Here is a 21,269-nt window from a genome sequence, read left to right on the forward strand (position 1 = left end):
GCCGAACTGGTGGCGAATTCGACGGCGGAAATAGAGCCCTGTGGCGAAGCCCGGGATTTCCATTTCGGTCTTGGCTAAATGGAGAGGTTGTGCGGTTCCTAGCAGTATCAGTTCCATGCAACGCCGTTCGCTCGTATCTTTTTCTTCGCCTGGGCATCCGATTGCACGACGAGCTCATGGAGGGCGTTACACTTGGTCATGATCCGAGCAAGGATGCTCGAGATGATCAGTTCGCCCCACGTCGTCTTGTCGACTGGCGCCAGCGCAGGTGCGTGCACCTCGTTGAGCTGCGCGATAACCTAGAGGTTCGATCGTGGGGGAGGCCGATTGCAAATTTTCCTTGCCGACGAATCCAGACAAGGCGATCTTACGTCTCGCGCGAGTACTTGCCCGTGTGGCCGCGAGGGAGGATCATGAAAGACAGCTCATCGATCGAAACGAGGAAAAGAGCGACGATCTATGCTCGATTCTCAACCGATCTTCAGAACGAGCGATCGATTGAGGATCAGCTTTCACTTTGTCAAAGCTATGCCGAGCGTGAAGGATTAATTGTTGTCAGTACCCATGAAGATCGGGCTCGTTCGGGCGGGTCTGTCATGGGCCGCGAAGGCCTGCTACAGATGTTGGACCAGGCGCGGGAGAGATCCTTTGACGTAGTGATCGTCGAAGCGCTCGATCGCCTCTCTCGCGACATGGAAGATCTGGCTGGCATTCATAAGCGGCTGTCATTTCTCGGGATCGAGATCCGGGCGGTCCACGAGGGCGTCGTTAACACTGTGCTGGTGGGCCTTCGCGGCTTGGTCGGACAACTTTATCGCGAGGACAATGCGCACAAAGTGCGTCGCGGCCAAGCGGGGCGGGTTAAGCAAGGTTTGGCTGGTGGCGGCCTGACGTACGGATACGCAGCGGTCCCTGGAAGAAGTGGTGAACGAGTGGTTGTCGAGGCCGAGGCACAAGTGATCCGGCGCATTTTTCAGGAATACGTGGACGGCCGTACGCCTCGGGAAATCGCGCATGATCTCAACAACGAGCGGGTATCTCCTCCGCGGGGACGAGGTTGGAATGCGTCAACAATCAATGGCAATCATGAGAGGGGCGCCGGCATTCTACTAAACGAACTTTATGTGGGGCGCCTTGTCTGGAACAAGGTCAGGATGGTGAAGGACCCCGACTCGGGAAAACGCCTGTCGCGACCTAATCCGAAGAGTGACTGGCAGATGGCTGAAGTGCCGCATCTTGCAATTGTCAATCCAGAGCTATTCACGGCTGCTCAGCAACGCAAGGAAGAGCGCGGTCACATCCACCCCAGCCACCAACGTCGGCCTCGTCGGATGCTATCCGGACTGCTCCGGTGCGGCTCATGCGGTTCGGGTATGGCAACCAATGGACGCGATAAGTCAGGGCGCACTCGTATTCGCTGCTCCGCGTCGAAAGAGAGCGGCACATGTTCTGATGCAAAGACCTTTTATCTAGATGCGGTCGAGAGTGCAGTCCTCAGCGGGCTCAGGGCCGAACTGCGTGCACCGAAGGTGTTTTCGGAATACGTACGAACGTATCTGGAGGAGCGGAAGCGCCTCCTAGCTACATCACAGGCAAAGCGACACCGCCTCGAGCAGCAGCTAGGGCAGTTGACTCGAGAAATCGAACGACTGGTCGATGCGATCGCGAAGGGACATGGCAATCCGTCTGTTCTCGGGCCGCGATCGACTGCCTTAGATGCCGAACGAAAGCGGATATCTGAGGAGTTGCAAAGCGAACCACCCGCCCCGAACGAAATTGCGCTGCATCCGGCCATCCTAAAACGATATGAGGAGCAACTCGGTCGGCTTGAAGAAGCAGTGGGTAAAGGTGTCAGTACGGGCGACGGAGAGGCCGCGGAAGCCATTAGAGACTTGGTCGAGACGGTCACCGTGCTCCGCCAACCAGGACGCCCAGGTGGTTTAGCCGTCGAGATAGCAGGCCGGCTGAACTCCCTGCTCGGCGAAAAGGCCTATCCAAATAAAGTCAAAGGAGACCCCCACACCGACCAAACCTACGATATCTTATCCAACCGTCCGCGTAAGACTTTGCGGAGGGATCCCACCGCCGGCGTCGACGCCTCAACTGCGTCGTCACTCCGGCTCAGACCGGATGATCCGTGAAGGATGGCTGAATGGGCCTGCCGCCGAATACCCGATGTGGTGGTGTCGCCTTCACACGACGCGGACGAGGTTCCACCAACGGTGCGAGGACACCCCAAGCCGGCTGTGCGAGGATCTCCGCCCTGGCACCTGGTGGCATTCATAAATGACGACGCTTGAAAGGCCAGTAATGTACGCCAAAACGATCGAGCAGGGCCGTTTTCCCGCGAGTAAGGCGCGCCTCGTGCGCGAAACGTCTCGACCCCAAATGGAGCTGGTTGACCTCGCCTGAATGCCAAGACGATCGAGCAGAAATACCGCAGATGAAGGACCTTCTACGCTGATTATCATCATGGCCACCATGCTAACGTAGCCCTGCTACTTGCTTGGGGCCAACATTGTCATCGCAGGAAATTTCTCCCCAGTCGACTGCTGCAGCCGATCGGGATCTAACCTTCCTAGTGATCGAGCGACATCGCGAGCTGTTGGCACATTACGATGCGGCCCTGTCCGTATCGGCAAAGCTCGATTCGGGACCCGAGTTTGATGCCGCCGACGAAATCAGCTGTCAAAGGAACCGTGCTCTCGCGGAGCATGGGAACGTGCTCATCCGTTCAACCCCAACCACGATCGCAGGCGTGATTGCTCTGACGCGTTACGTCGGCAGCCTACAAGAATGGGACCTTCCCGACGATGACGCGTGGTATCGGACTTTCTTGGAAGGGCTGGCAGACGCGATCGATGGAATCGCCATGGCGCAGCGGCTTGGGCAAGATGTCGATTAAAATGGCGCTCGCTTTCATCTTCCGCGGCATACTTTTCTGGGTGGCAATCGCTGCGCTTCTCTATTTCGTGTGGAAGTTGCCCTTCTGAAGTCTGACGATTGGGGGCTCGCCCGAGCCAGCATCGAGGCAATGAGGAGGGGCGGCTCTTGAACCACGGTACTCGCCGGACCCCTGGAAGTTGGATGCGATTTCAGTTTCCTGGCCTTGCCCGAAGCTGATCCGTCGTAGAATCGTCGACCACGACGCCTTTGCCAGCGCTGCGCGGCAGGCGCGCCTCCTCCACTGCTGCAGAAGGGGCATCGCTTGAGAAAGATCAAGAGAACTGCGCCCAAGTGAGGCAGCGACGTGCCAAGGGGCCCCCGTGCCCATAAGCCTCACGAATAGCTGTACGGTCGTTCCGCTAACAGCGCTTAAGTGCCCGAGAAAGCATCCGTTTCCTGGAAATTGGGATGCTTCCGGACATTACGGAACAAACGACCGCAGGAGCCGCTGTGGACCAGCCCTACCGCCGGTGCCACGACGTTCCGCACCATGGCGGCGGCTCGGTCTATTGTCCAGTAGACAAAGACGCTGGGCAAGCCGCCGGCGAAGTGAACTTAGCAATCCGCAATCGCGCATTGCCCGATCGGACCGCTCTGGCGATCTTTACTGGCGCAGAGGCTTGCGAGACGCCATCCTGGTCTCCCAGCAAGCCACAAGCCGAACATATGGTGCCGACATGGAATTTACATCGCAGTCCACGCCAATGGGCCGATTGAATTCTTCGAGAATCTCAATCGCCCGCTTCAGATCGTGACGCGACTGACGAATCTCCATGAGACGTGACGTGCGACGCCGTGGGCGGTCAGCGATGCTCCCGCGGATTTCATCGCGTTTACCATGATAGAAGGCAAGCGCAAGATGAGCCACCGCCCGTGCCTGATCGTATTCGTTTCTCCACCCGCCTAGCGGCGAGCAAACTGACGCAGGACCAGGAAATTGCAGCTTTTATCCTACTTCAGGACCGAGACGATAATGTGCATAACTGCCGCCAAGAGCGCCGCTCGAAAGAGAGCGATCTTACATCTGCAACTCTCACGGGCTCCATCGGCATTACGGGACATTACCTCGGGTCGTCAATTAACTCGCGAATTCGCCAATGGAACAGTCAGCTTGAGCTTACTAAAGTATGTGGAGAGTTGTCGGTATTCCGACAGAGCCCAAATCCCGTGTCAGGTCGAGTACAGCTGGCAGTAGCGAACTCTCGAAAAGCCCATTCGGCGTTATGGCTTGCCCAGCGCCGCCTGGTATGGCCATTGCCTAAAATGATCCATCAAGAAACAGAGCCACAAAGCAGCAAATGGTCACGCTTTCCACCCGCATTTCATCCTTGAGGAACGGTCAGCTGATTCACATCGCGGACATACCCGCTATGACCATCCGAGACATGTAGACCAGCAAATACTCTCGAACAGGTTGATTTGGCACGATGCCGTTCGATGACTCGCGGCAAATACCACGATTCGTTCAGTGCCTATTGTCGAGGACATGTTGGTCTTTCTGGCACGATGCTTGCTGAAGATCATTCGCTCCAAGGGGGGCGGGAGACCTGCCAGGGCCTGGAAAAGCGAGATCAGCGCAATGACTTTGATCGGTGGCGTCATTCCGAGCGCGGATATTGTGAAACGTGCAGCGCGCATCGGTGCCGAAGTCAAGAATATCAAGCTATCAGGCGATCTACCGGATCACGCGATAGCTGCGATCAACAGCTTATTGCTAGAGCACAAGGTGATCTTCTTCCGCAATCAAGGACATCTCAATGACGCCGAGCAGGAGCGCTTTTCCGCTCGTCTGGGAAAGCTAGTGCCACATCCGATACTCGGCGCTACCAAGGGGGCGTCGCTCCTCGAACTGGACTCCACTCGCGGTGGCGGTCGCGCCGACGTTTGGCATGCGGATGGGACCTTTGCCGACGCCTATCCCAAGATCTTGGTCCTGCGGGCCGTGGTAATGCCACCGTTCGGAGGCGACACCGTGTGGTCTAACACAGCTGCCGCTTATCTTGGTTTGCCGTCGCCCCTACAACGGCTCGCCGAGGGCCTATGGGCCGTTCACAGCAACGTTTTCGATTACGCTGGGATCGCGCGTCTCCGCGAGGTCGACAAGAAGCACTTTGACGAGGTGTTCACCAAAGCCGTTTTTGAGACGGAGCATCCCGTCGTACGCGTCCACCCCGAAACAGGCGAGCGGACGCTAGTGCTCGGCGCCTTGGTGAAGCAGTTTGTTGATGTCCCCAAATACGACGGACAAAAGCTGTTCGACCTATTTCAGTCTCACATCACCGCGCCCGAAAACACTGTGCGCTGGAACTGGTTAGAGGGGGATATTGCGATATGGGATAACCGCGCAACGCAGCATTATGCGGTCAACGATTACGGGAACCAGCATCGCGTCGTACGTCGGGCCACGATCGAGGGTGAGGTGCCTGTCAGCGTCGATGGCCGGAGCAGTGTAACGCGCCTGAAGGTGACCGAATGACTATACGACGACGCCCAGCGCTCTCGCGTCTGAAAATCGAGAAAATCTGGCAATCGGACTTGTTTAAGGTAAACGCGAAAACACACTTTCGGACGCGATATCTCAGCTCTTAAGGCCAACTCGGCAGCGCCTAGCTTGATGCATGCAAGCTATTTAGCGTCGACCGACGGCTTCGAGGAAACTGGAGCATCACTGTCCTTCGCTAGCGGCTTCACGTTTCAGCTTAGAAAATCCTCGATCAGTGGCCATAAAGCGCGCCAACATGGGGGCGATGAGTTTAGTCGGATCGACCACTTGACCACCCTGACGCGTAAGCGCTTCTGCATATGCAATGAGATCACGATGCACCGCCGCAGGCAGCTCCGCACTTACTTTGACCGGCTTGTCGTCTGGAAGCTCTCCTATTTTTAGTTTTGGCATTTTGTTACCCTCTATAGGGTGTAAGTATGAGGTCATGATTGACAAGAACACGAACCGGGACGCCAGGTCGCACGGTTAGAGTGGGCTGGACGCTGAGACTGCGGCGAACCACCTGCTGCCCCGTCTGGTTAAGTGAGTCCGACGCGCCGTGTCGCAATGCCTGGATGATTGCACTGTCGTTGCTATTGGTGTCCGAGCCGGCGCCCAGTTCGGTCCCGATCGCCAGAAACGTCGATAGTGCCGCAGCCTTGAACAACTCGCCCCAGTGATTGTCGACCTGATCTTCGAGACCTGCGTATCCGGCAGTGTCAGCGCCAGGCTGCCGCTCGAGAACGATCGACCGTCCATTCGGCATGATCAGCCGTGTCCAGACGAGCAGGACGCGGGACTGGCCGAAAGTGACCTGGCTATCGTATACCCCGATCAGGCGCGCGCCCTGCGGTACCAACAAGAACCGACCGGTGGGCGTATCGTATACGTTTTCCGTCACCTGCGCGGTGATTTGGCCTGGAAGATCTGATCTAATCCCTGTGATCAGCGCTCCCGGAATGACCGTCCCGGCCTGCACGATGTATGGTGAGGCGGGCCTGGTGACGCGGTCAGCGCTGACCGTACGGCGATCCACGGAGGCGTTCACGAAGGCAAGCTTTCGGTCCTGACCGCTTTGTGCAGATGCGTCATCCCCGGTCCCCGTTGGATTCGATGGCACGACGCGATCGCTTCCAACAAGCGCCGCGGTGGGCGGACGTACTTCACGTCCGTTCGTCGAAGCGAATAGATGACTGGTGCGGGCTGCCTCGGTCTCTTGATCCCGGCGCTGCTGGTCCGGATAAGCGCCAATCGCCGGCGACTGGCCTTGAGCGGCAAGGATCGGTCGACCGAGGTCCCCGGGGAGCGGCGGACCAAGCTGCGGGATTGGCTGGCGCGGAACGCCAGCATAATCCTTCGGCAGGGTCGTAATACCGTCGGCAACATTGTGGTGGTCTGTGCTATAAAGCTCCTCCGCCGCCTGATTTCGGGAGCGATTATGCTGCAGCGACCACAGCACAGCCCCACCTATGACAAGCAGGACGACCGCGCTCCCGCCGGCCAAGAGGTTCCGCGACAACCGCGTCACGCGTGGATGCTCTGCTCTCAAGCGGAAGCTTTCTGACCGCTCCACTTGTGTCTCCGGTGGAACCGTTTTCTCGTGATCGTTTCCATTGCGGGTGTTCATGACGACGGCCTTCCGTCGGTCCGGACAATACGGACCTTCTGCTGGTGCTCACCGCCGAGCCGGAGTTCGGCGGCTGCAAACAGCCGATCGACGATCAATACGTTACCGTAGGCGCGATAATTGACGAGCTCGGTCTTGCCCTCCGGGCCGATGACAAAGAGCGGTGGCATCTCGCCCTGCACGATGCCTTGCGGGAATTCGACATAGACCTTGCGGCCATCGTCATATGCGGCGATCGGCCGCCAGGGTGGACTGTCCCCTTCGATGACATAGCGGGAGATGCGCCGCGCCGGCTCCGGAAGAACGGGTTTCAGAGCAACTGAACGCGACTGCTCGCGCACTGCTTCCGGATAGTACCAGGCAACGGATGGCATATATGGCCGCTCGCGGGAGCGCAGTTCGATCAGGTAGGTCCGCCGATCGGTATTGACGACCAGGTTGGTCTCGATCGAAGCTCGGGTCGGCTTGACCAGGATATGGACGCGCCGTGTGTCGCCGCTCCCGCTCTCGGTATCGCCCACGACCCAGCGTACGGTATCTCCGGCCGCGATCGGCCCTGATCCCGTCAACTGTTCTCCCTCCTGTAGCGCGATATCCGTGATCTGCCCCGGTGCGGCGTAAATTTGATAAAGCGCCCCGGGACTGTAGGCGTAGATTTGCGCCGCGTTGAAATACCCGCGCTTGCGCGGTTCAACACGGGCCGCACTGTTTGCCATCTCAACCCGGCTCACCGGCTCTACGTTTTCCTTCCCTCCTGACTTACCGCCGAAAGCTGGCTTCCAGAGGGGTGGAACGTGAAGCGGTCTCGGTTTGTCGTCGAGAGCCACCGGTGGTGCCGGCAGCGGAGGAACTTCAGCGTCATAGCTGATCTCCGGCGGAATGTAGGTCGCGCATCCACCAAGCATCGACGAACAAAGCAGGAGAGCGTGGAAACTTGCTCGCTTCGCTAACACGAACTTGGGCCGAGTCGAATTGAGCCCGCTTTGCGCACCTGGATGCTTCGAATGAACGTCAGACGGCGTCTTGGTCACTGACTCAACTCCTTTGACCAGTTGATGGCGCGGACGTAGACCCCAAGGGGATTCTTGCGCAGGCGTTCGGCATCGCGCGGCGACTCGATTGCGATCGTGAGAATTGCTGTCCAGCGTTCGGTCGAACTCAGCGAACCGTTGTCGTAACTGCGTTCAGTCCATGCGACCCGAAAGCTCTCCGAAGACGCGCGAATGACGCTCGAGACGTCTACGGAGATTTGAGCCTTGCCCAGCTTGGCAAAGGGGTCATTGTTGCGTGCATAATCGTTGAGCGCAGCCGCGCCACGATCCGTCGTAAACTCATAGGCCCGGAGCCAATTCTGGCGCAGAACGATACCGTCGGCCGGCAAGCCTCTGACGTCCTCGATGAACCGCGCCAGATGGTAGGCGATCTGAGCGTCAGTAGGTTGATAGTCGATGTTGGCCGGCGCAACCCTTTGGGCTTGGCCGAGATGATCGACTTCTACTACCCAAGGCGTGATCGATCCCTGGCTCGATTGCCACACAAGGCTGCCAGCGAGACCGGCTGAAAGCATCAGGCAGCCGACCGCCATTAGGCGCCAGTTCTTGGCCTGCACGCGGGCAGATCCAATGCGTTCGTCCCAAGCCTGCGCTGCCTTTTGGTAAGGCGTAATCGGCTCGGGCATGCGCCCGTAGTGAACTGATGGTCGTTTGAACATCGCTGGTTGCCCCCTGATATCGAGTGATCGGTTTCAAGTCTTGCGATAGAAGGTTTGAGGCGCTGTCGTGCGGCGGAGGTGCAGTACTGCGTCTCAGCGTTCTCCTTCGGACAAATCGACGGAGGAGCCGCTGCCACCATGATCGCCGGAGCGGACGGCGTGGCCAGCGGCGGAGGCACCATGCCGAATCGTCTGAGCACGCTTCATGCGGCGAGCCCAATCAGGCTGCCCTTCGGCCGGAGCGCCCGCGCTCTGGTCGCCCGCTTGGCTACCTCCGAACGCAGCCGCTGCTCGACGCAATGGACTCGTCGCAGCGGAAGCGCCACCCTCCGCGACGCCGGCAAGGCCGCCGCTTCGATACGCGGCTGCTGCTCCGGTTATGACAGCGCCGCCACCGCGCGCGGCTCCTGCAACAGCACCGCCAGCGAGACCGGCACCGCCAGCAGCAAGTCCCGCACCTGCCGCAACAATGCCGCCAGCAGCAAGGCCTGTTCCAATCGCGGCGCCGGCGCCGAGTTGAGGTCCGCCCGACACTAGGCCGTTTGCGATACCCGGACCGAAGATGCCGAGGCCCAGCAAGGAAAGCGCCGCGAGCACCAGCGTCATCGCGTCTTCGATGGTCGGCTGTGCACCGCCGAAACCTGCGGTGAACTGCGAGAACAGGGTGGAGCCGATGCCGACGATGACGGCCAGGACCAGGATCTTGATGCCGGAAGATATGACGTTGCCCAGAACGCGCTCCGCCGCGAAAGCGGTCTTGCCAAACAAGCCAAAGGGAATGAGCACGAAGCCGGCCAGTGTCGTGAGCTTGAACTCGATCAGGGTGACGAAGAGCTGGATCGCCAGAATGAAGAAGGCGAGCAGCACCACGACCCACGCGAACAGGAGAACGACGATCTGGACGAAATTCTCGAAAAAGCTGATGTAGCCCATCAGGTTGGATATGGACTCGAGCAATGGTCGGCCGGCATCAAGGCCAACCTGAGCGATCTTTCCCGGCCGCAGGAAATCCGATGCGGACAGGCTTGCGCCCGATGCTTTCAACCCAAGACCCGCAAAGCTTTCGAAGACGATGCGCGCCAGGCTATTCCAATTGCTGATCAGGTAGGCAAAGACGCTGACAAAGAGCGTCTTCTTGACGAGGCGTGCGATGATGTCCTCGTCCGGCTCCCAGCTCCAGAACAACGCGGCAAGCGTGATGTCGATCGCGGCAAGCGTAGTTGCAAGATATCCGACGTCGCCCCCCAGCAGCCCGAAGCCATTATCGATGTGGCGCGTGAATGTCTCAAGGAACTGGTCGATGATGCCTGTACTGGTCATGGCTTGCTCGCTTCAGGTAGCGCCACCGACGGATATCCCTGCGGCATCCGACTCTGGTCTTTTGGCGCGGGTGTCAGGCCAGCGGCCGGGTCGGATCCCCGAAGCGGAGCTGCGCTGTCTTTCCGGCCGAAGAAACGGCGCCGGTTCTCAGCCCAAACCTTTTGGCAATGCTGATAGCCTCCGACATCGTCTGACGTGACGGTGCGGCAGCGGGCGAGATCGGAAACGTCAACATCCGTGGTCTGCTCTGTCTTTGGGAGCGCAGACGCATCTTCGCCACTACGAAGCTGGATCGTGCAGGCAGTCACGACCAACACGCCGATTGTCGTAAGTAGCGACAGCGCCTTAAATGTCTGGATGTCAGTCATCAGTGGAACATCTGCACGTTGGATGATTGATAGCCCTGCCCTGGCGTAAGAAACCGTCGGAGCTGTTCGCGGCCCTGGTCCTGGGCCGCCGCGCGCTGCGCGGCTTCAAGGCTCTGCGCCCTGCCCTGTGCCGTCACGACAGCCGTCAGGTCCGCCAGCTGCTGCGCATTCAGTGCGAGAATCTGATTGCCGGCCTGTGTTGCCTGCAGGGCGCCGCTAGCGCTCTGACTCGACGTCACGAGTGCAGACGTCTGGATTCGATTGGTATTGAGGTTGCCAACGATGCCAGCCTGGACACGAAGGGCATCCTGCGTTGCGGCATATGAATTCTGCCAGCGCGATTGAGCATTGGAGATCAGCAACTGATCCGACTGGCTGCTGGCGGCTGGCGCGTAGCTCGTCGAGAAGGCGCGATCAATCTGCTGGACGTCATAGGCGATGCGCTGCGCCTGGGCCAGCAATTGCTGGGTGCGCTGGATCGAGGATTGCAGTTGCTGCAGCGACGAGTACGGCAGGTTCGCCAAGTTTTTTGCCTGGTTGATCAACATCTGCGCCTCGTTCTGCAACGAGGTGATCTGGTTGTTGATCTGCTGGAGCTCTCGCGCAGCTGTCAGGACGTTCTGAACGTAGTTGTTGGGATCGAAGACGATCAGCGCCCGTGCGGGCACCGCGATGCCGAGCATCAGCGCGACGGTGCCAGCGGCTGCCAATAGGCCAAGACGCCTCATAGTGATTTCTCCAGATTGACGAGATTGGGGAGCAGGTCGAGGGTCCAGGCCAAACCGCGGTGCTGGAGCCAGGCCGGTACGAAGCCATCAGGTCCATGTTCGGCCAGGAGCTGCGTAATGGCAGCCTGGTCGGTCTTGGCAGAGGCCGCAGTGAATGCGAGCGCAATCTCACCAAGGCCAAGTTCGAACATCCGGTTGCCGCGACGGGACTGGCAGTAGTAGTCGCGCTTGGGCGTTGCCCGGCTCAGTAGCTCAATCTGCCGGTCGTTGAGACCGAAGCGTCTGTAGATGGCTGCGATCTGGGGTTCGATCGCCCTCTCGTTCGGCAGCAACAGCCGCGTTGGACAGCTTTCGATGATCGCCGGCGCGATTGCAGAGCCATCGATGTCCGAGAGCGACTGGGTCGCGAAGATGACGGAAGCGTTTTTCTTCCGAAGGGTCTTCAGCCACTCCCGGAGCTGTCCGGAAAAATCATCGTCGTCGAGGGCAAGCCACCCCTCATCGATAATAAGAAGAGTCGGCCGGCCGTCCAGATGGTCTCCAATCCGATGAAAGAGATAGGCCAGCACGGCAGGTGCCGCGCTCGTTCCAATCAACCCTTCGGTCTCAAACGCCTGAACGGAGGCCTCGCCAAGGCGCTCAAATTCGGCATCGAGCAGGCGCCCGGAAGGACCGCCGAGGCAATATGGTTGCAAGGCGCGTTTCAGAGAGTTCGATTGGAGCAGGACTGACAGGCCCGTCAGGGTACGCTCCACCCTCGGCGCCGAAGCGAGAGATGTTAGCGCCGACCACAGATGAGCCTTGACCTCCGGGGTGATCTCGACCTTTTCCCGGGCGAGGATCGCGCCGATCCATTCGGTCGCCCATCCGCGCTCGGCGGGATCGTCAATCCACGCCAACGGCTGGAGGGCGACTGGCTTTTCGCTCTCGTCGGACAGTGCGCCGCCGAGATCGTGCCAATCACCACCCATGGCGAGGGCGGTCGCCCGAATCGAGCCACCGAAGTCGAACGCAAAGACCTGAGAGTTCGGATAACGCCTGAACTGCAACGCCATCAGAGCGAGCAGCACCGACTTGCCAGCGCCTGTCGGTCCTACCACAAGGGTATGCCCGACGTCGCCGACATGGAGGGAGAATCGGAACGGGGTTGATCCCTCAGTCTTGCCCAACAGAAGCGGCGGACCTTTGAAATGCAGATCCCTCGCTTCGCCCGCCCACACCGCCGACATCGGAATCATATGGGCGAGATTGAGGGTGGACACCGGTGGTTGCCGCACATTCGCATAGACATGCCCCGGCAAACTGCCGAGCCAGGCTTCGACGGCGTTCACCGTCTCAATCATGCAGGTGAAATCGCGACCCTGAATGACCTTCTCGACCAAGCGGAGCTTTTCGTCGGCCGCATTGGCATCGCGGTCCCAGACAGTGATGGTCGCTGTGACAAAGGCTTGCCCAATCTGATCCGACCCCAGCTCCTGTAACGCCGCGTCGGCATCAAGCGCTTTGTTGTGGGCGTCGGTATCGAGCAGCGTCGACGCCTCGTTGGTCATGACCTCCTTGAGAATGGCCCCAATCGACTTCCGCTTGGCAAACCACTGCCGCCGAATCTTGGTCAGCAGCTTGGTGGCATCGGTCTTGTCGAGCATGACCGCGCGGGTTGACCAGCGATACGAAAATGGCAGGCGATTTAGCTCGTCCAGGATCCCGGGGGTCGTCGCCCCCGGAAAACCGACAATCGTCAGAACCCGCAGGTGGGCTGAGCCCAACATCGGCTCAAGGCCGCCGGTCAGCGGCTGGTCGGCCAACAGCGCATCGATGTACATCGGAATTTCGGGCACCCGAACCCGATGACGCTTGATCGAGATCGTCGAGTGCAGGTAGGTCAGCGTGTCCTGATCATCGAGCCAGGCACATTCGGGCATGAACCCTTCGACGAGCTGCAATACGCGGTTCGTTTGATCGGCAAACCCCCGCAGCACCTCGCGCGCGTCGGCGCCAACGGTGCGGTCGCGACCTTCATAGAGCAAGCGCTCCGCCTTAGCCGCTCCTTCCTCCGGCGGCAGATAGAGGAAGGTCAGGAAATAACTGGACTCATGGTGGGCACCCGCCTCTTCGAACTGAGCTCTGCGCTCGGCGTCGACCAATGCAGATGCGACATCCGGAAAGGTGTTCGGCGGATAGTTACCGGCAAAATGGCGCTGCGCTTCGACGAATACGGCCCAGCCGGATCCCAGGCGGCGCAAGGCGTTATTCAAGCGACCGGCGACCGCGACAAGCTCAGCCGGCACTGCGCTGTCGAGATCAGGCCCCCGGAACTTCGCCGTCCGCTGGAACGAGCCGTCCTTGTTCAGGATGATTCCCTCGTCCACCAGGGCTGCCCAAGGCAGAAAGTCGGCGAGCCGGGCATTGGAATGGCGATATTCGGCAAGGTTCATCATGACCGAGAGCTCAGGTGTTGAGATGACCGGGGATGCGCAGATGTCGGCGCACCACATCGACGAAGGCCGGGTCGCGCTTGGCGGCCCAGACTGCGGCCATGTGGCCGATAAACCAGAGGACCAGACCCGCGATCCAGAGCCGCAGCCCCAGACCTAGGGCTGCCGCAAGCGTGCCGTTGACGATCGCAACCGATCGCGGCGCGCCACCCAATAGGATTGGTTCGGTGAGCGCGCGATGAACGGGCCCGGCAAAGCCTGTGATCGGCTCATCCATCAGATCACCACGCCGCCGCCGAAGGAGAAGAACGACAGGAAGAAGCTTGAGGCGGCAAACGCGATCGATAGACCGAACACGATCTGGATCAGCCGGCGGAAGCCACCTGATGAGTCCCCGAATGCGAGCGTAAGCCCGGTCACGACGATGATGATGACCGCGATGATCTTGGCGACCGGCCCCTCAACCGATTGCAGGATCTGATTGAGTGGCTGCTCCCATGGCATGTTCGAACCAGCGGCCCATGCCGGCACCGCTGCCAAAAGCACCGTGCCGAAGGCAGCCAGCGATGCACCTCGAAGAAAACGAAATTGCACACGCATGTCAGTCTCCTGCTGATGAAAGATTGTAGTCGCCGCTGGCGCTGAGCCCCGAGATGAGGGCGAGTTCAGCGAGGCGACGGTCGGCGCCGCGTCCCGCCAGCACCGCGATAACGTTGATGGTCTCGGCGATCAGAGCCCGCGGAACCGTGATCACGGCTTCCTGGATGAGCTGCTCAAGCCGCCGCAGTGCACCGAGCGCGGTGCCCGCATGAATAGTGCCGATGCCACCGGGATGACCGGTGCCCCAGGCCTTGAGCAGATCGAGCGCTTCCGCACCGCGGACCTCGCCAACCGGAATACGATCAGGACGCAGTCGGAGGGACGAGCGGACGAGATCCGACAGCGTCGCCACACCGTCCTTGGTCCGCAGCGCAACGAGATTGGGCGCTTTGCACTGCAACTCGCGAGTGTCCTCGATCAGTACGACCCGATCGGAGCTCTTCGCCACCTCGGCCAGGAGCGCATTCGTCAATGTTGTCTTGCCGGTCGATGTCCCACCGGCGACCAAAATATTTTTCCGTGCGGCGACCGCGCTCTGCAGGATCTCGGCCTGCTTCGAGGTCATGATCCCCCTGGCGACGTAGTCGTCGAGCGTAAACACGGCGACTGCGGGCTTGCGGATGGCAAAGGCTGGCGCTGCAACGACCGGGGGCAAGAGTCCTTCGAAGCGCTCACCGGTCCCGGGCAGTTCGGCCGATACCCTCGGCGCACCGGCATGCACCTCCGCGCCGACATGATGCGCAACCAGGCGAACGATGCGTTCGCCATCCGCAGCCGACAGAGTTTCGCCTGTGTCGATCAGGCCATTCGACAACCGGTCGATCCACAACCGTCCATCCGGGTTGAGCATCACCTCAATGATCGCTTCGTCTTCGAGGTAGCCGGCAATCGCCGAGCCAAGTGCGCTGCGCAGCATTCGCGCACCGCGCGAATTCGCTTCCGATTGAATGGAATGGATTGCCACCGCTCGCCCCCACGAATGAGGACGCCCAAAGCGCGTCCTCAGATGGGGATGATTAGAAAAAGCACCAGTGGACTTGGCGCAACAAGCGCTTTGCGTGATCGTAGGCTAGCGTAGAAAAAGAAAGACTGAGAACCCATGTTTGAGGCCTACTTAATCGGCCGGCAGCTCACCACTCCGCATCGTCATCCGCAGGCAGGAGGATGATCGAATCCTCATACAACCCAACCGACTCGACGGCTCGGGAATCATCAGCCGGCTTGAAGACGAGGATTGAACTCATCCACGGAGTGATGGATCGGCGCCCGGGCAGCGCGAACCAGGCCAACGCCGCGATCTGCAGCGCTAGGTTGAGACCGAAAGCGACTTGATAGGCCTGGAGCGGCCGATGGCCATCGTTCGCCGACCATTGCTCCAGGATAAGACCTGTCGCGTATTGTGCCAGAAAAGCCCAACCAAAGTGCAAGACGTTCAAGGCGCCGTTGGCACGACCGGCAAGTTGCGGCGGAAAGTAATCCGCTATCACCGCGAAGCTGACCACAGTCGCCGTGCCGGCAATTGCGACAACGGACCAGGGCAGGATGGACGGCAGAGGCACTCGCAGGATCAAAGCTAGCTGCGCTGCGACAAACAGCACCGCAACCGTCGCTAACACCGTCTCCGCCCTGATTCCTCTTTGCTTGACGTAGTGGACGGTCATCCCGAACAACAAGGCGCCGCAGCTCAAGACGATCGACATTATGAACAGCTGTCTCACGAGACTTGTGCGATCAAGCCCCTCCACGTCGGTCAGCCACGGTGATGCCCACAGTCCTTGCAGAGACCAGGCTGATCCAATGCAAGTCGCCGAAAATGGGGCCACTCGCCAGAAGCGACGATCGGCAAAAACGGAGCCAAGGGTGGCGCGCGGTGTTGGTGGGACAATGACCCGCTCAGGCACGACGACATAGATGAGAATGGCCGTCGCTCCGGTAGCGGCCGCCAGAGTTTCAAAGAGCTGCCGCCATCCCATCCAGGCGAGCAGGTGTTCGACGGGGACCGTAGCGGTCACCGCTCCTAGCGATCCCAGCATGACCATATAGCCGTTCAGCAGGGCAACTCGCTCCCTGGGGAACCAGATGATGATGGACTTCAGTCCAGCAGTCAGCGCTGCAGCGACACCAAGCCCGATCATTGCACGGGCGATCAAAAGGGACAGGAAGCCGGTCGATACTGCGAACAGTCCGGCGCCCACTGCTGCGAGCAAGAGCAAAACACTCTGGACGCGACGCGGACCAAAGCGGTCCAACAATATGCCGACTGGGATCTGCGCCGCCGCAAAAACGAGGAAATAGACCGAGGTAAGCAACCCGAGGTCGGCAGCCCCAACCCCGGCATCAGAGCTGAGATGACTGGCGATCAAAGCGTTGATCGTTCGAAACAGATACGAAAGATAATATCCGACCGCAAACGGGAGAAATACGCGCGCGGTGAGGCGCCATGCCCCTGAAATCTGCATGCTGGCCCCCTTTCTGTCGGCTCGTGCAAGCCGATAGCGTGACCAGCTTTGCGCGGTTCGGCTAAATCGCTGCGGTCGTAGGCTGGCGTAGAAAAAGAAGGGTCGGCGCGTTTGCGCATCCATGACGCTCGGTCAGGATTCGTCGACCGGTTCCTGACGGCGGATATCTTCCGGAATCTCGCGGAGAAAGCTTTGCCCCTTTTGCAGGCGGCGCCCGAGTGCCTCGACAAATCCTTCAAACCGCTCCCGGCCTTTTACTTGCGCGGCCGCCTGCGCGTCATTCGGTAGTGGCGGCGTGATCGTCAGCCAGAACCGTATGAAGAGCGCCAGGCTTTCGGCCGTCAAACCCACGTCGCGCTCCAACCTCTGCATCTGACGCGACAGCCGATCGAGGCGCCGGGCGTACGCTGCCTCCCGCCTGTCCGCTCCGTCGGGTGAAAGAAAGGAGGCGACCGCAGCTTCCACGATGGCAGACCGGGAAAGCTTCTTGCGATCGGCGAGCTCCGAGATCTGTTTCAGCAGCTCTGGCGGAAAATAGACGTTCATCCGATCGCGCATATTGCCTCAGAGCTCCATACCGTCATTCGGATCCATGGCGACTTGACTGGCGACACCGCGCATCTGTTCGCGTATAAAACGGGACCGGCGGACCGCGGCCTCGTCGTCGTCAAGAACGGCGGCAAATTCCTCCGCCGGCGTTGGTTCGGTCGTTTCCTTGGCGATCGCGACGTGGTCGGGTAGTTCGGGCTCGCGACGGAGCCCGCTATTCGCGGTATCTTCGTCTGCTTGTCCTCTGTTGGTTGGAAGGAACGCTGGCTTGAGCGCTCCAAGTGTTGACCATCCGTCCGTTCGCCGTGATCGGCCGGACGCCTCGGGATCGGGCGGGGGCAGAACGCGCTCGGTAAACCGCCGATCCTCGTAGTAGCGGACCTTCTTCGCCCGGATCGGCGCCGTGCCCGCCACCATGACGATCTCGTCTGTCGGCGGAAGCTGCATGACTTCGCCTGGGGTCAGCAGAGGCCTTGCCGTTTCCTGGCGCGAGACCATCAGGTGCCCGAGCCATGGGTTCAACCTGTGGCCGGCATAGTTCTTCATCGCCCGCATCTCGGTCGCCGTACCAAGGGCGTCCGACACCCGCTTGGCGGTGCGCTCGTCGTTGGTCGCGAAGCTAACGCGGACGTGACAGTTGTCGAGGATGGCGTTGTTGGGCCCGTAGGCCTTCTCGATCTGGTTGAGCGATTGCGCGATCAAGAAACTCTTGATGCCATACCCCGCCATAAAGGCGAGCGCGGACTCGAAGAAATCAAGCCGGCCCAGTGCCGGGAACTCGTCGAGCATCATCAAGACTCGATGCCGGCGGTTACGAGCGTGCAAGTCCTCGGTGAGACGCCGGCCGATCTGGTTCAGCACCAGACGGATCAATGGTTTGGTCCTAGAGATGTCGGAAGGCGGCACCACCAGGTAAAGCGTCGTCGGGCCTTTATCCGCAATCAGATCGGCGATCCGCCAGTCGCAGCGGCAGGTCACCTGGGCTACGACCGGATCGCGGTAAAGACCCAGGAACGACATTGCGGTGGACAGGACGCCCGAGCGCTCATTCTCGGATTTGTTGAGGAGCTCACGCGCGGTCGAGGCGACCACGGGATGAGTGCCCTGCTCGCCGAGGTGCGATGTGGTCATCATCGCCCTCAACGTCGCGTCGATCGGCCGCTTCGGATCGGAGAGGAAAGCCGCGACGCCGGCCAAGGTCTTGTCCTCCTCGGCATAGAGAACATGGAGTATGGCGCCGACCAGAAGCGCATGACTGGTCTTCTCCCAATGGTTCCGCTTGTCGAGCGAGCCTTCGGGGTCGACCAGGACGTCGGCGACATTCTGGACGTCGCGGACCTCCCACTCCCCGCGCCGGACCTCCAGCAGCGGGTTGTAGGCTGAAGACTTTGGGTTGGTTGGATCGAACAACAGGACGCGGCCGTGCCGCGAGCGGAAACCCGCGGTCAGCTGCCAGTTTTCGCCCTTGATGTCATGCACGATGGCCGAGCCTGGCCAAGCCAGCAGGGACGGGACGACAAGACCGACGCCTTTGCCGGACCGGGTTGGTGCAAAACACAACACGTGCTCCGGCCCGTGATGGCGGAGGTAGTCGCGATCGAGCTTGCCCAGCACCACGCCATCCGGACCAAGAAGTCCGGCCGCTCGGACCTCTTCCGCACCAGCCCAACGCGCTGAACCATAGGTCTCGACATTTTTCCCTTCACGCGCGCGCCACACCGACATGGCGATCGCCACCGCGATCGAAACGGCGGTCCCTGATGCTGCGATGAAGGCGCCCTCGACAAAGACCTGCGGCGCATAGGCATCGTAGACGAACCACCACCAGAAGAAGATCGGCGGATAGTAGATCTTGAAGCCGAACAGCTCGAACCAGGGCCGCCCAAGCTCGGGCTGGTAGGCAAGTCGCCAGGCCGTCCACTCGGTTGCTCCCCAGATGGCCAGCAAGACGATCAGGCCGACAACGATCAGCTGACCCCAGAGGATTTTGGTTCCGGACATTCCTAGCGCCCTTCCGCAACTGAATTGGCGAGATACCTAGAGGCCGAGGTCGCGCTTCCGACCAAAACCCCATTCGATGCCACCGCCGTCTTTCACGACACCGGTGACGTGTTGGCCAAGCTTGTTCTCGAGTTCGCGCGACCACGGCACGAGTTGGAAGCCGAGCCCGTTATCGATCATAGCGAAGCGTCCCGAGGTGAGCGTCACCCGCTGGCGGTACGTGCCCGCCACATGCTCCCCGGACGCGTCGTTCACATGAGGAAGGCCGGTGTCGGCCGAGATTTTTGAAGCCACCTCGTCCAGCTCGCGTCGGCGCAACGTGTTCAGGAGGTCGCGCCGCAAGATGAGGCGCTGGCCCTGCCGCTGCGCCAGGCCCTCCTGGATCAGATGCTCGGTACGGGCTTTCATGGCGTCGCGGGTCTCTCGGCCGAATCCGCCCATGGCAAGCGGCATGGGGTCGCGTTCGACCAGCCTGTGGTCGAGCCAGGTTGCTCCCCTCGCAGTGATCTGCTCACCAAGATCGAGGTCGGAACGGGTTGCGAGCACCACGGTCGGCCGCGGATCGCCGGCTTGACCGAAGCGTCGGACTTCAACGATGCCGCCGGCCGGCGGAGCATGTTCGAAAGCCTCTAGGCCTCGAAAGCGCACATGGTGCGCCAGTCCGTCTGTTCCGTCGATCAGGACATAGGCCTCGCCGGTCAGTTCGTCATGCAGTCCACGGTCGACCAGTCGTCCGATAATCTGGGATGCCGGCTGTCCAACCTCGATGACGAAATCGGCAACGCCGCGCGCTTCCCCACGCTCGGTAAAGGCCCTGTGCATGGTCTTGATGATGTCGCCGCGCATACCGAGGTCACGCAAGCTACGCTCGGCCTCGAGCCCGACCATCCATTCTCCCGGTAGGGCGGACGCGGCAAGGCCCATCTTCTCCAGGTGTTGAAGGCGACCGATCATCAGGCGCCGGATCTCGGAATCGGACTTGCCGGGATTCTCTGCGCGAAGATCGATATGGCCGGTCTCATCGGCCGCCAGCCGGATCTCCCGATCGAGCCGCGTCCATCGTTCCGCCGTGACTTCCCTCTCCAACGAATTCCGGATCTCGTGCTCCGGTTTTGGGCCCAGTTCGATGGCGACCAGTTCCTCAGCGCGCGAGCGCAGGCCCTTGCTGATATAGTCGCGAGAGATCACGAGATCCGCCCCTTCCTCATCTATCCCACGGACGAGAAGATGGACGTGAGGGTTGTCGGTATTCCAATGATCGACAGCCACCCAATCGAGCTGGGTGCCGAGGTCGGTCTCCATCTGCCTGGCGAGGTCGCGGGTAAACGCCTTCAGATCGGTCATGTCGCCGCCGTCCTCCGGCGAGACGATGAACCGGAAATGATGCCGGTCGTCCTTGCAGCGTTCTGCGAAAGCCGCGCTATCAGCGCGGTCGCCGCCGGCATCGAACATCTCGGCCCGCTCACCGCTCCGGGTCACGCCGTCGCGCTTCAGATATGAAAGGTGCGCGGTCAATGGTGCGGAACGGAACGCTCCGCCTTTGTGACGAACCACGCGCGCCTTCACCACAACGCGCCGCGTTGGATTGAACATTCTGGCGCGGCTAAAGGCCAGGCGCCCGCGGCCAAACGTCGAGTGCCCATAAGCCGTCGAGCGCCTGCCCACCACTGTCTGACCCGAGGTATGTCCTGCTTTCTTCGCCGCCCGCAGCACCTGATTGATGAAGCTCTTGGGCTTCGGCGCGCGGGTACTACGAATGCGTCCAGGCCGTATACGCAGGTCGCTGTCGCCCACGCTCACTACAGGGCCTCCCAACGATCAAAAGCACGAACGGTGCCGAAAACACCTTTGATTGCATTCGTAAAATTGCTAGGCGCGGCACGCGCCCCGACCGACCGGCACGCCAGAACCCAAGCCATGCCAATGGCTTGCGGTTCGACCGGCGAGCCCCTTTTATCTAGCCGTCCTGCCATCGCGTTCTCCTGGCTGCTGATTCCCAGGACCCAACGTCCAAGCCACCAGGCCCTCGGAAGGAGCGGC

19 protein-coding genes are annotated in these 21,269 nt (G+C 60.4%); 4 read left to right on the plus strand and 15 right to left on the minus strand.

The genetic code is table 11. From position 1 onward, the window contains the following. Positions 1 to 413 precede the first annotated feature (413 nt). The 4 genes from XH81_RS31655 to XH81_RS31665 all read left to right on the plus strand — a co-directional run bounded on the left by XH81_RS31655 (position 414) and on the right by XH81_RS31665 (position 5,422). A complete protein-coding gene (locus XH81_RS31655; RefSeq protein WP_271596682.1) occupies positions 414 to 2,141 on the plus strand; it encodes a recombinase family protein in 1,728 nt (575 codons plus the stop codon). Positions 2,142 to 2,518: 377 nt separating this feature from the next. Then, the gene (locus XH81_RS31660; protein WP_271596683.1) at positions 2,519 to 2,905 is read left to right on the plus strand and encodes a hypothetical protein; all 387 of its coding nucleotides are present in this window, start codon (positions 2,519 to 2,521) and stop codon (positions 2,903 to 2,905) included. Positions 2,906 to 3,354: 449 nt separating this feature from the next. Next, positions 3,355 to 3,663, plus strand: a complete 309-nt coding sequence (locus tag XH81_RS38625; RefSeq protein WP_333913917.1) for an FMN-binding negative transcriptional regulator — start codon at positions 3,355 to 3,357, stop codon at positions 3,661 to 3,663. Positions 3,664 to 4,516: 853 nt separating this feature from the next. Next, positions 4,517 to 5,422: a TauD/TfdA dioxygenase family protein gene (locus XH81_RS31665; protein WP_333913958.1), complete on the plus strand. Its 906-nt coding sequence runs from the start codon at positions 4,517 to 4,519 to the stop codon at positions 5,420 to 5,422. Positions 5,423 to 5,611: 189 nt separating this feature from the next. On the opposite strand, the gene XH81_RS31670 is transcribed toward XH81_RS31665, so the two are convergent. The 15 genes from XH81_RS31670 to XH81_RS31740 form a co-directional block, all read right to left on the minus strand. Next, positions 5,612 to 5,842, minus strand: coding sequence for a DUF2274 domain-containing protein (locus XH81_RS31670; protein ID WP_271596684.1), 231 nt, complete (start codon positions 5,840 to 5,842; stop codon positions 5,612 to 5,614). 4 nt (positions 5,843 to 5,846) lie between these two features. Continuing rightward, positions 5,847 to 7,058 (minus strand): TrbI/VirB10 family protein, encoded by a 1,212-nt coding sequence (locus XH81_RS31675; protein ID WP_271596685.1) that lies wholly within the window; start codon positions 7,056 to 7,058, stop codon positions 5,847 to 5,849. Beyond that, positions 7,055 to 8,089, minus strand: coding sequence for a P-type conjugative transfer protein TrbG (gene trbG, locus XH81_RS31680; RefSeq protein ID WP_271596686.1), 1,035 nt, complete (start codon positions 8,087 to 8,089; stop codon positions 7,055 to 7,057). The genes XH81_RS31675 and trbG overlap by 4 nt, the downstream gene beginning before the upstream one ends. After that, positions 8,086 to 8,769 carry a conjugal transfer protein TrbF gene (gene trbF, locus XH81_RS31685; RefSeq protein ID WP_271596687.1) on the minus strand — a complete coding sequence of 228 codons (684 nt, stop codon included), beginning with the start codon at positions 8,767 to 8,769 and terminating at the stop codon, positions 8,086 to 8,088. Before trbF ends, trbG begins: the two co-directional genes overlap by 4 nt. Before the next feature lie 93 nt (positions 8,770 to 8,862). Continuing rightward, complete coding sequence (gene trbL / locus XH81_RS31690; protein WP_271596688.1) at positions 8,863 to 10,089, minus strand: P-type conjugative transfer protein TrbL; 1,227 nt, start codon at positions 10,087 to 10,089, stop codon at positions 8,863 to 8,865. Continuing rightward, positions 10,086 to 10,457 (minus strand): putative entry exclusion protein TrbK-alt, encoded by a 372-nt coding sequence (gene trbK-alt / locus XH81_RS31695; RefSeq protein ID WP_271596689.1) that lies wholly within the window; start codon positions 10,455 to 10,457, stop codon positions 10,086 to 10,088. Before trbK-alt ends, trbL begins: the two co-directional genes overlap by 4 nt. Then, entirely contained in the window at positions 10,457 to 11,185 is a 729-nt protein-coding gene (gene trbJ, locus XH81_RS31700; RefSeq protein ID WP_271596690.1) for a P-type conjugative transfer protein TrbJ, read from the minus strand. Before trbJ ends, trbK-alt begins: the two co-directional genes overlap by 1 nt. Continuing rightward, entirely contained in the window at positions 11,182 to 13,623 is a 2,442-nt protein-coding gene (gene trbE / locus XH81_RS31705; RefSeq protein WP_271596691.1) for a conjugal transfer protein TrbE, read from the minus strand. Before trbE ends, trbJ begins: the two co-directional genes overlap by 4 nt. Positions 13,624 to 13,633: 10 nt before the next feature. Further along, positions 13,634 to 13,897, minus strand: a complete 264-nt coding sequence (locus XH81_RS31710; RefSeq protein ID WP_036006831.1) for a VirB3 family type IV secretion system protein — start codon at positions 13,895 to 13,897, stop codon at positions 13,634 to 13,636. Beyond that, the gene (locus XH81_RS31715; protein WP_036006829.1) at positions 13,897 to 14,220 is read right to left on the minus strand and encodes a TrbC/VirB2 family protein; all 324 of its coding nucleotides are present in this window, start codon (positions 14,218 to 14,220) and stop codon (positions 13,897 to 13,899) included. The genes XH81_RS31710 and XH81_RS31715 overlap by 1 nt, the downstream gene beginning before the upstream one ends. 1 nt (position 14,221) lies before the next feature. After that, positions 14,222 to 15,136, minus strand: coding sequence for a P-type conjugative transfer ATPase TrbB (gene trbB / locus XH81_RS31720; RefSeq protein ID WP_271596692.1), 915 nt, complete (start codon positions 15,134 to 15,136; stop codon positions 14,222 to 14,224). Between the two features lie 214 nt (positions 15,137 to 15,350). Continuing rightward, entirely contained in the window at positions 15,351 to 16,679 is a 1,329-nt protein-coding gene (locus XH81_RS31725) for an MFS transporter (RefSeq protein WP_271596693.1), read from the minus strand. A gap of 132 nt (positions 16,680 to 16,811) precedes the next feature. Then, a complete protein-coding gene (locus tag XH81_RS31730; protein ID WP_225134410.1) occupies positions 16,812 to 17,237 on the minus strand; it encodes a CopG family transcriptional regulator in 426 nt (141 codons plus the stop codon). Positions 17,238 to 17,243: 6 nt separating this feature from the next. Next, positions 17,244 to 19,229, minus strand: coding sequence for a conjugal transfer protein TraG (locus XH81_RS31735; protein WP_271596694.1), 1,986 nt, complete (start codon positions 19,227 to 19,229; stop codon positions 17,244 to 17,246). Between the two features lie 36 nt (positions 19,230 to 19,265). After that, on the minus strand, positions 19,266 to 21,029 hold the full coding sequence (locus XH81_RS31740; RefSeq protein ID WP_225155234.1) for a relaxase/mobilization nuclease domain-containing protein: 1,764 nt from the start codon (positions 21,027 to 21,029) through the stop codon (positions 19,266 to 19,268). Positions 21,030 to 21,269: the final 240 nt, after the last annotated feature.

This window comes from Bradyrhizobium sp. CCBAU 25360, assembly GCF_028128695.1.
GTDB classification, from domain to species: Bacteria; Pseudomonadota; Alphaproteobacteria; order Rhizobiales; family Xanthobacteraceae; genus Bradyrhizobium; species Bradyrhizobium ottawaense.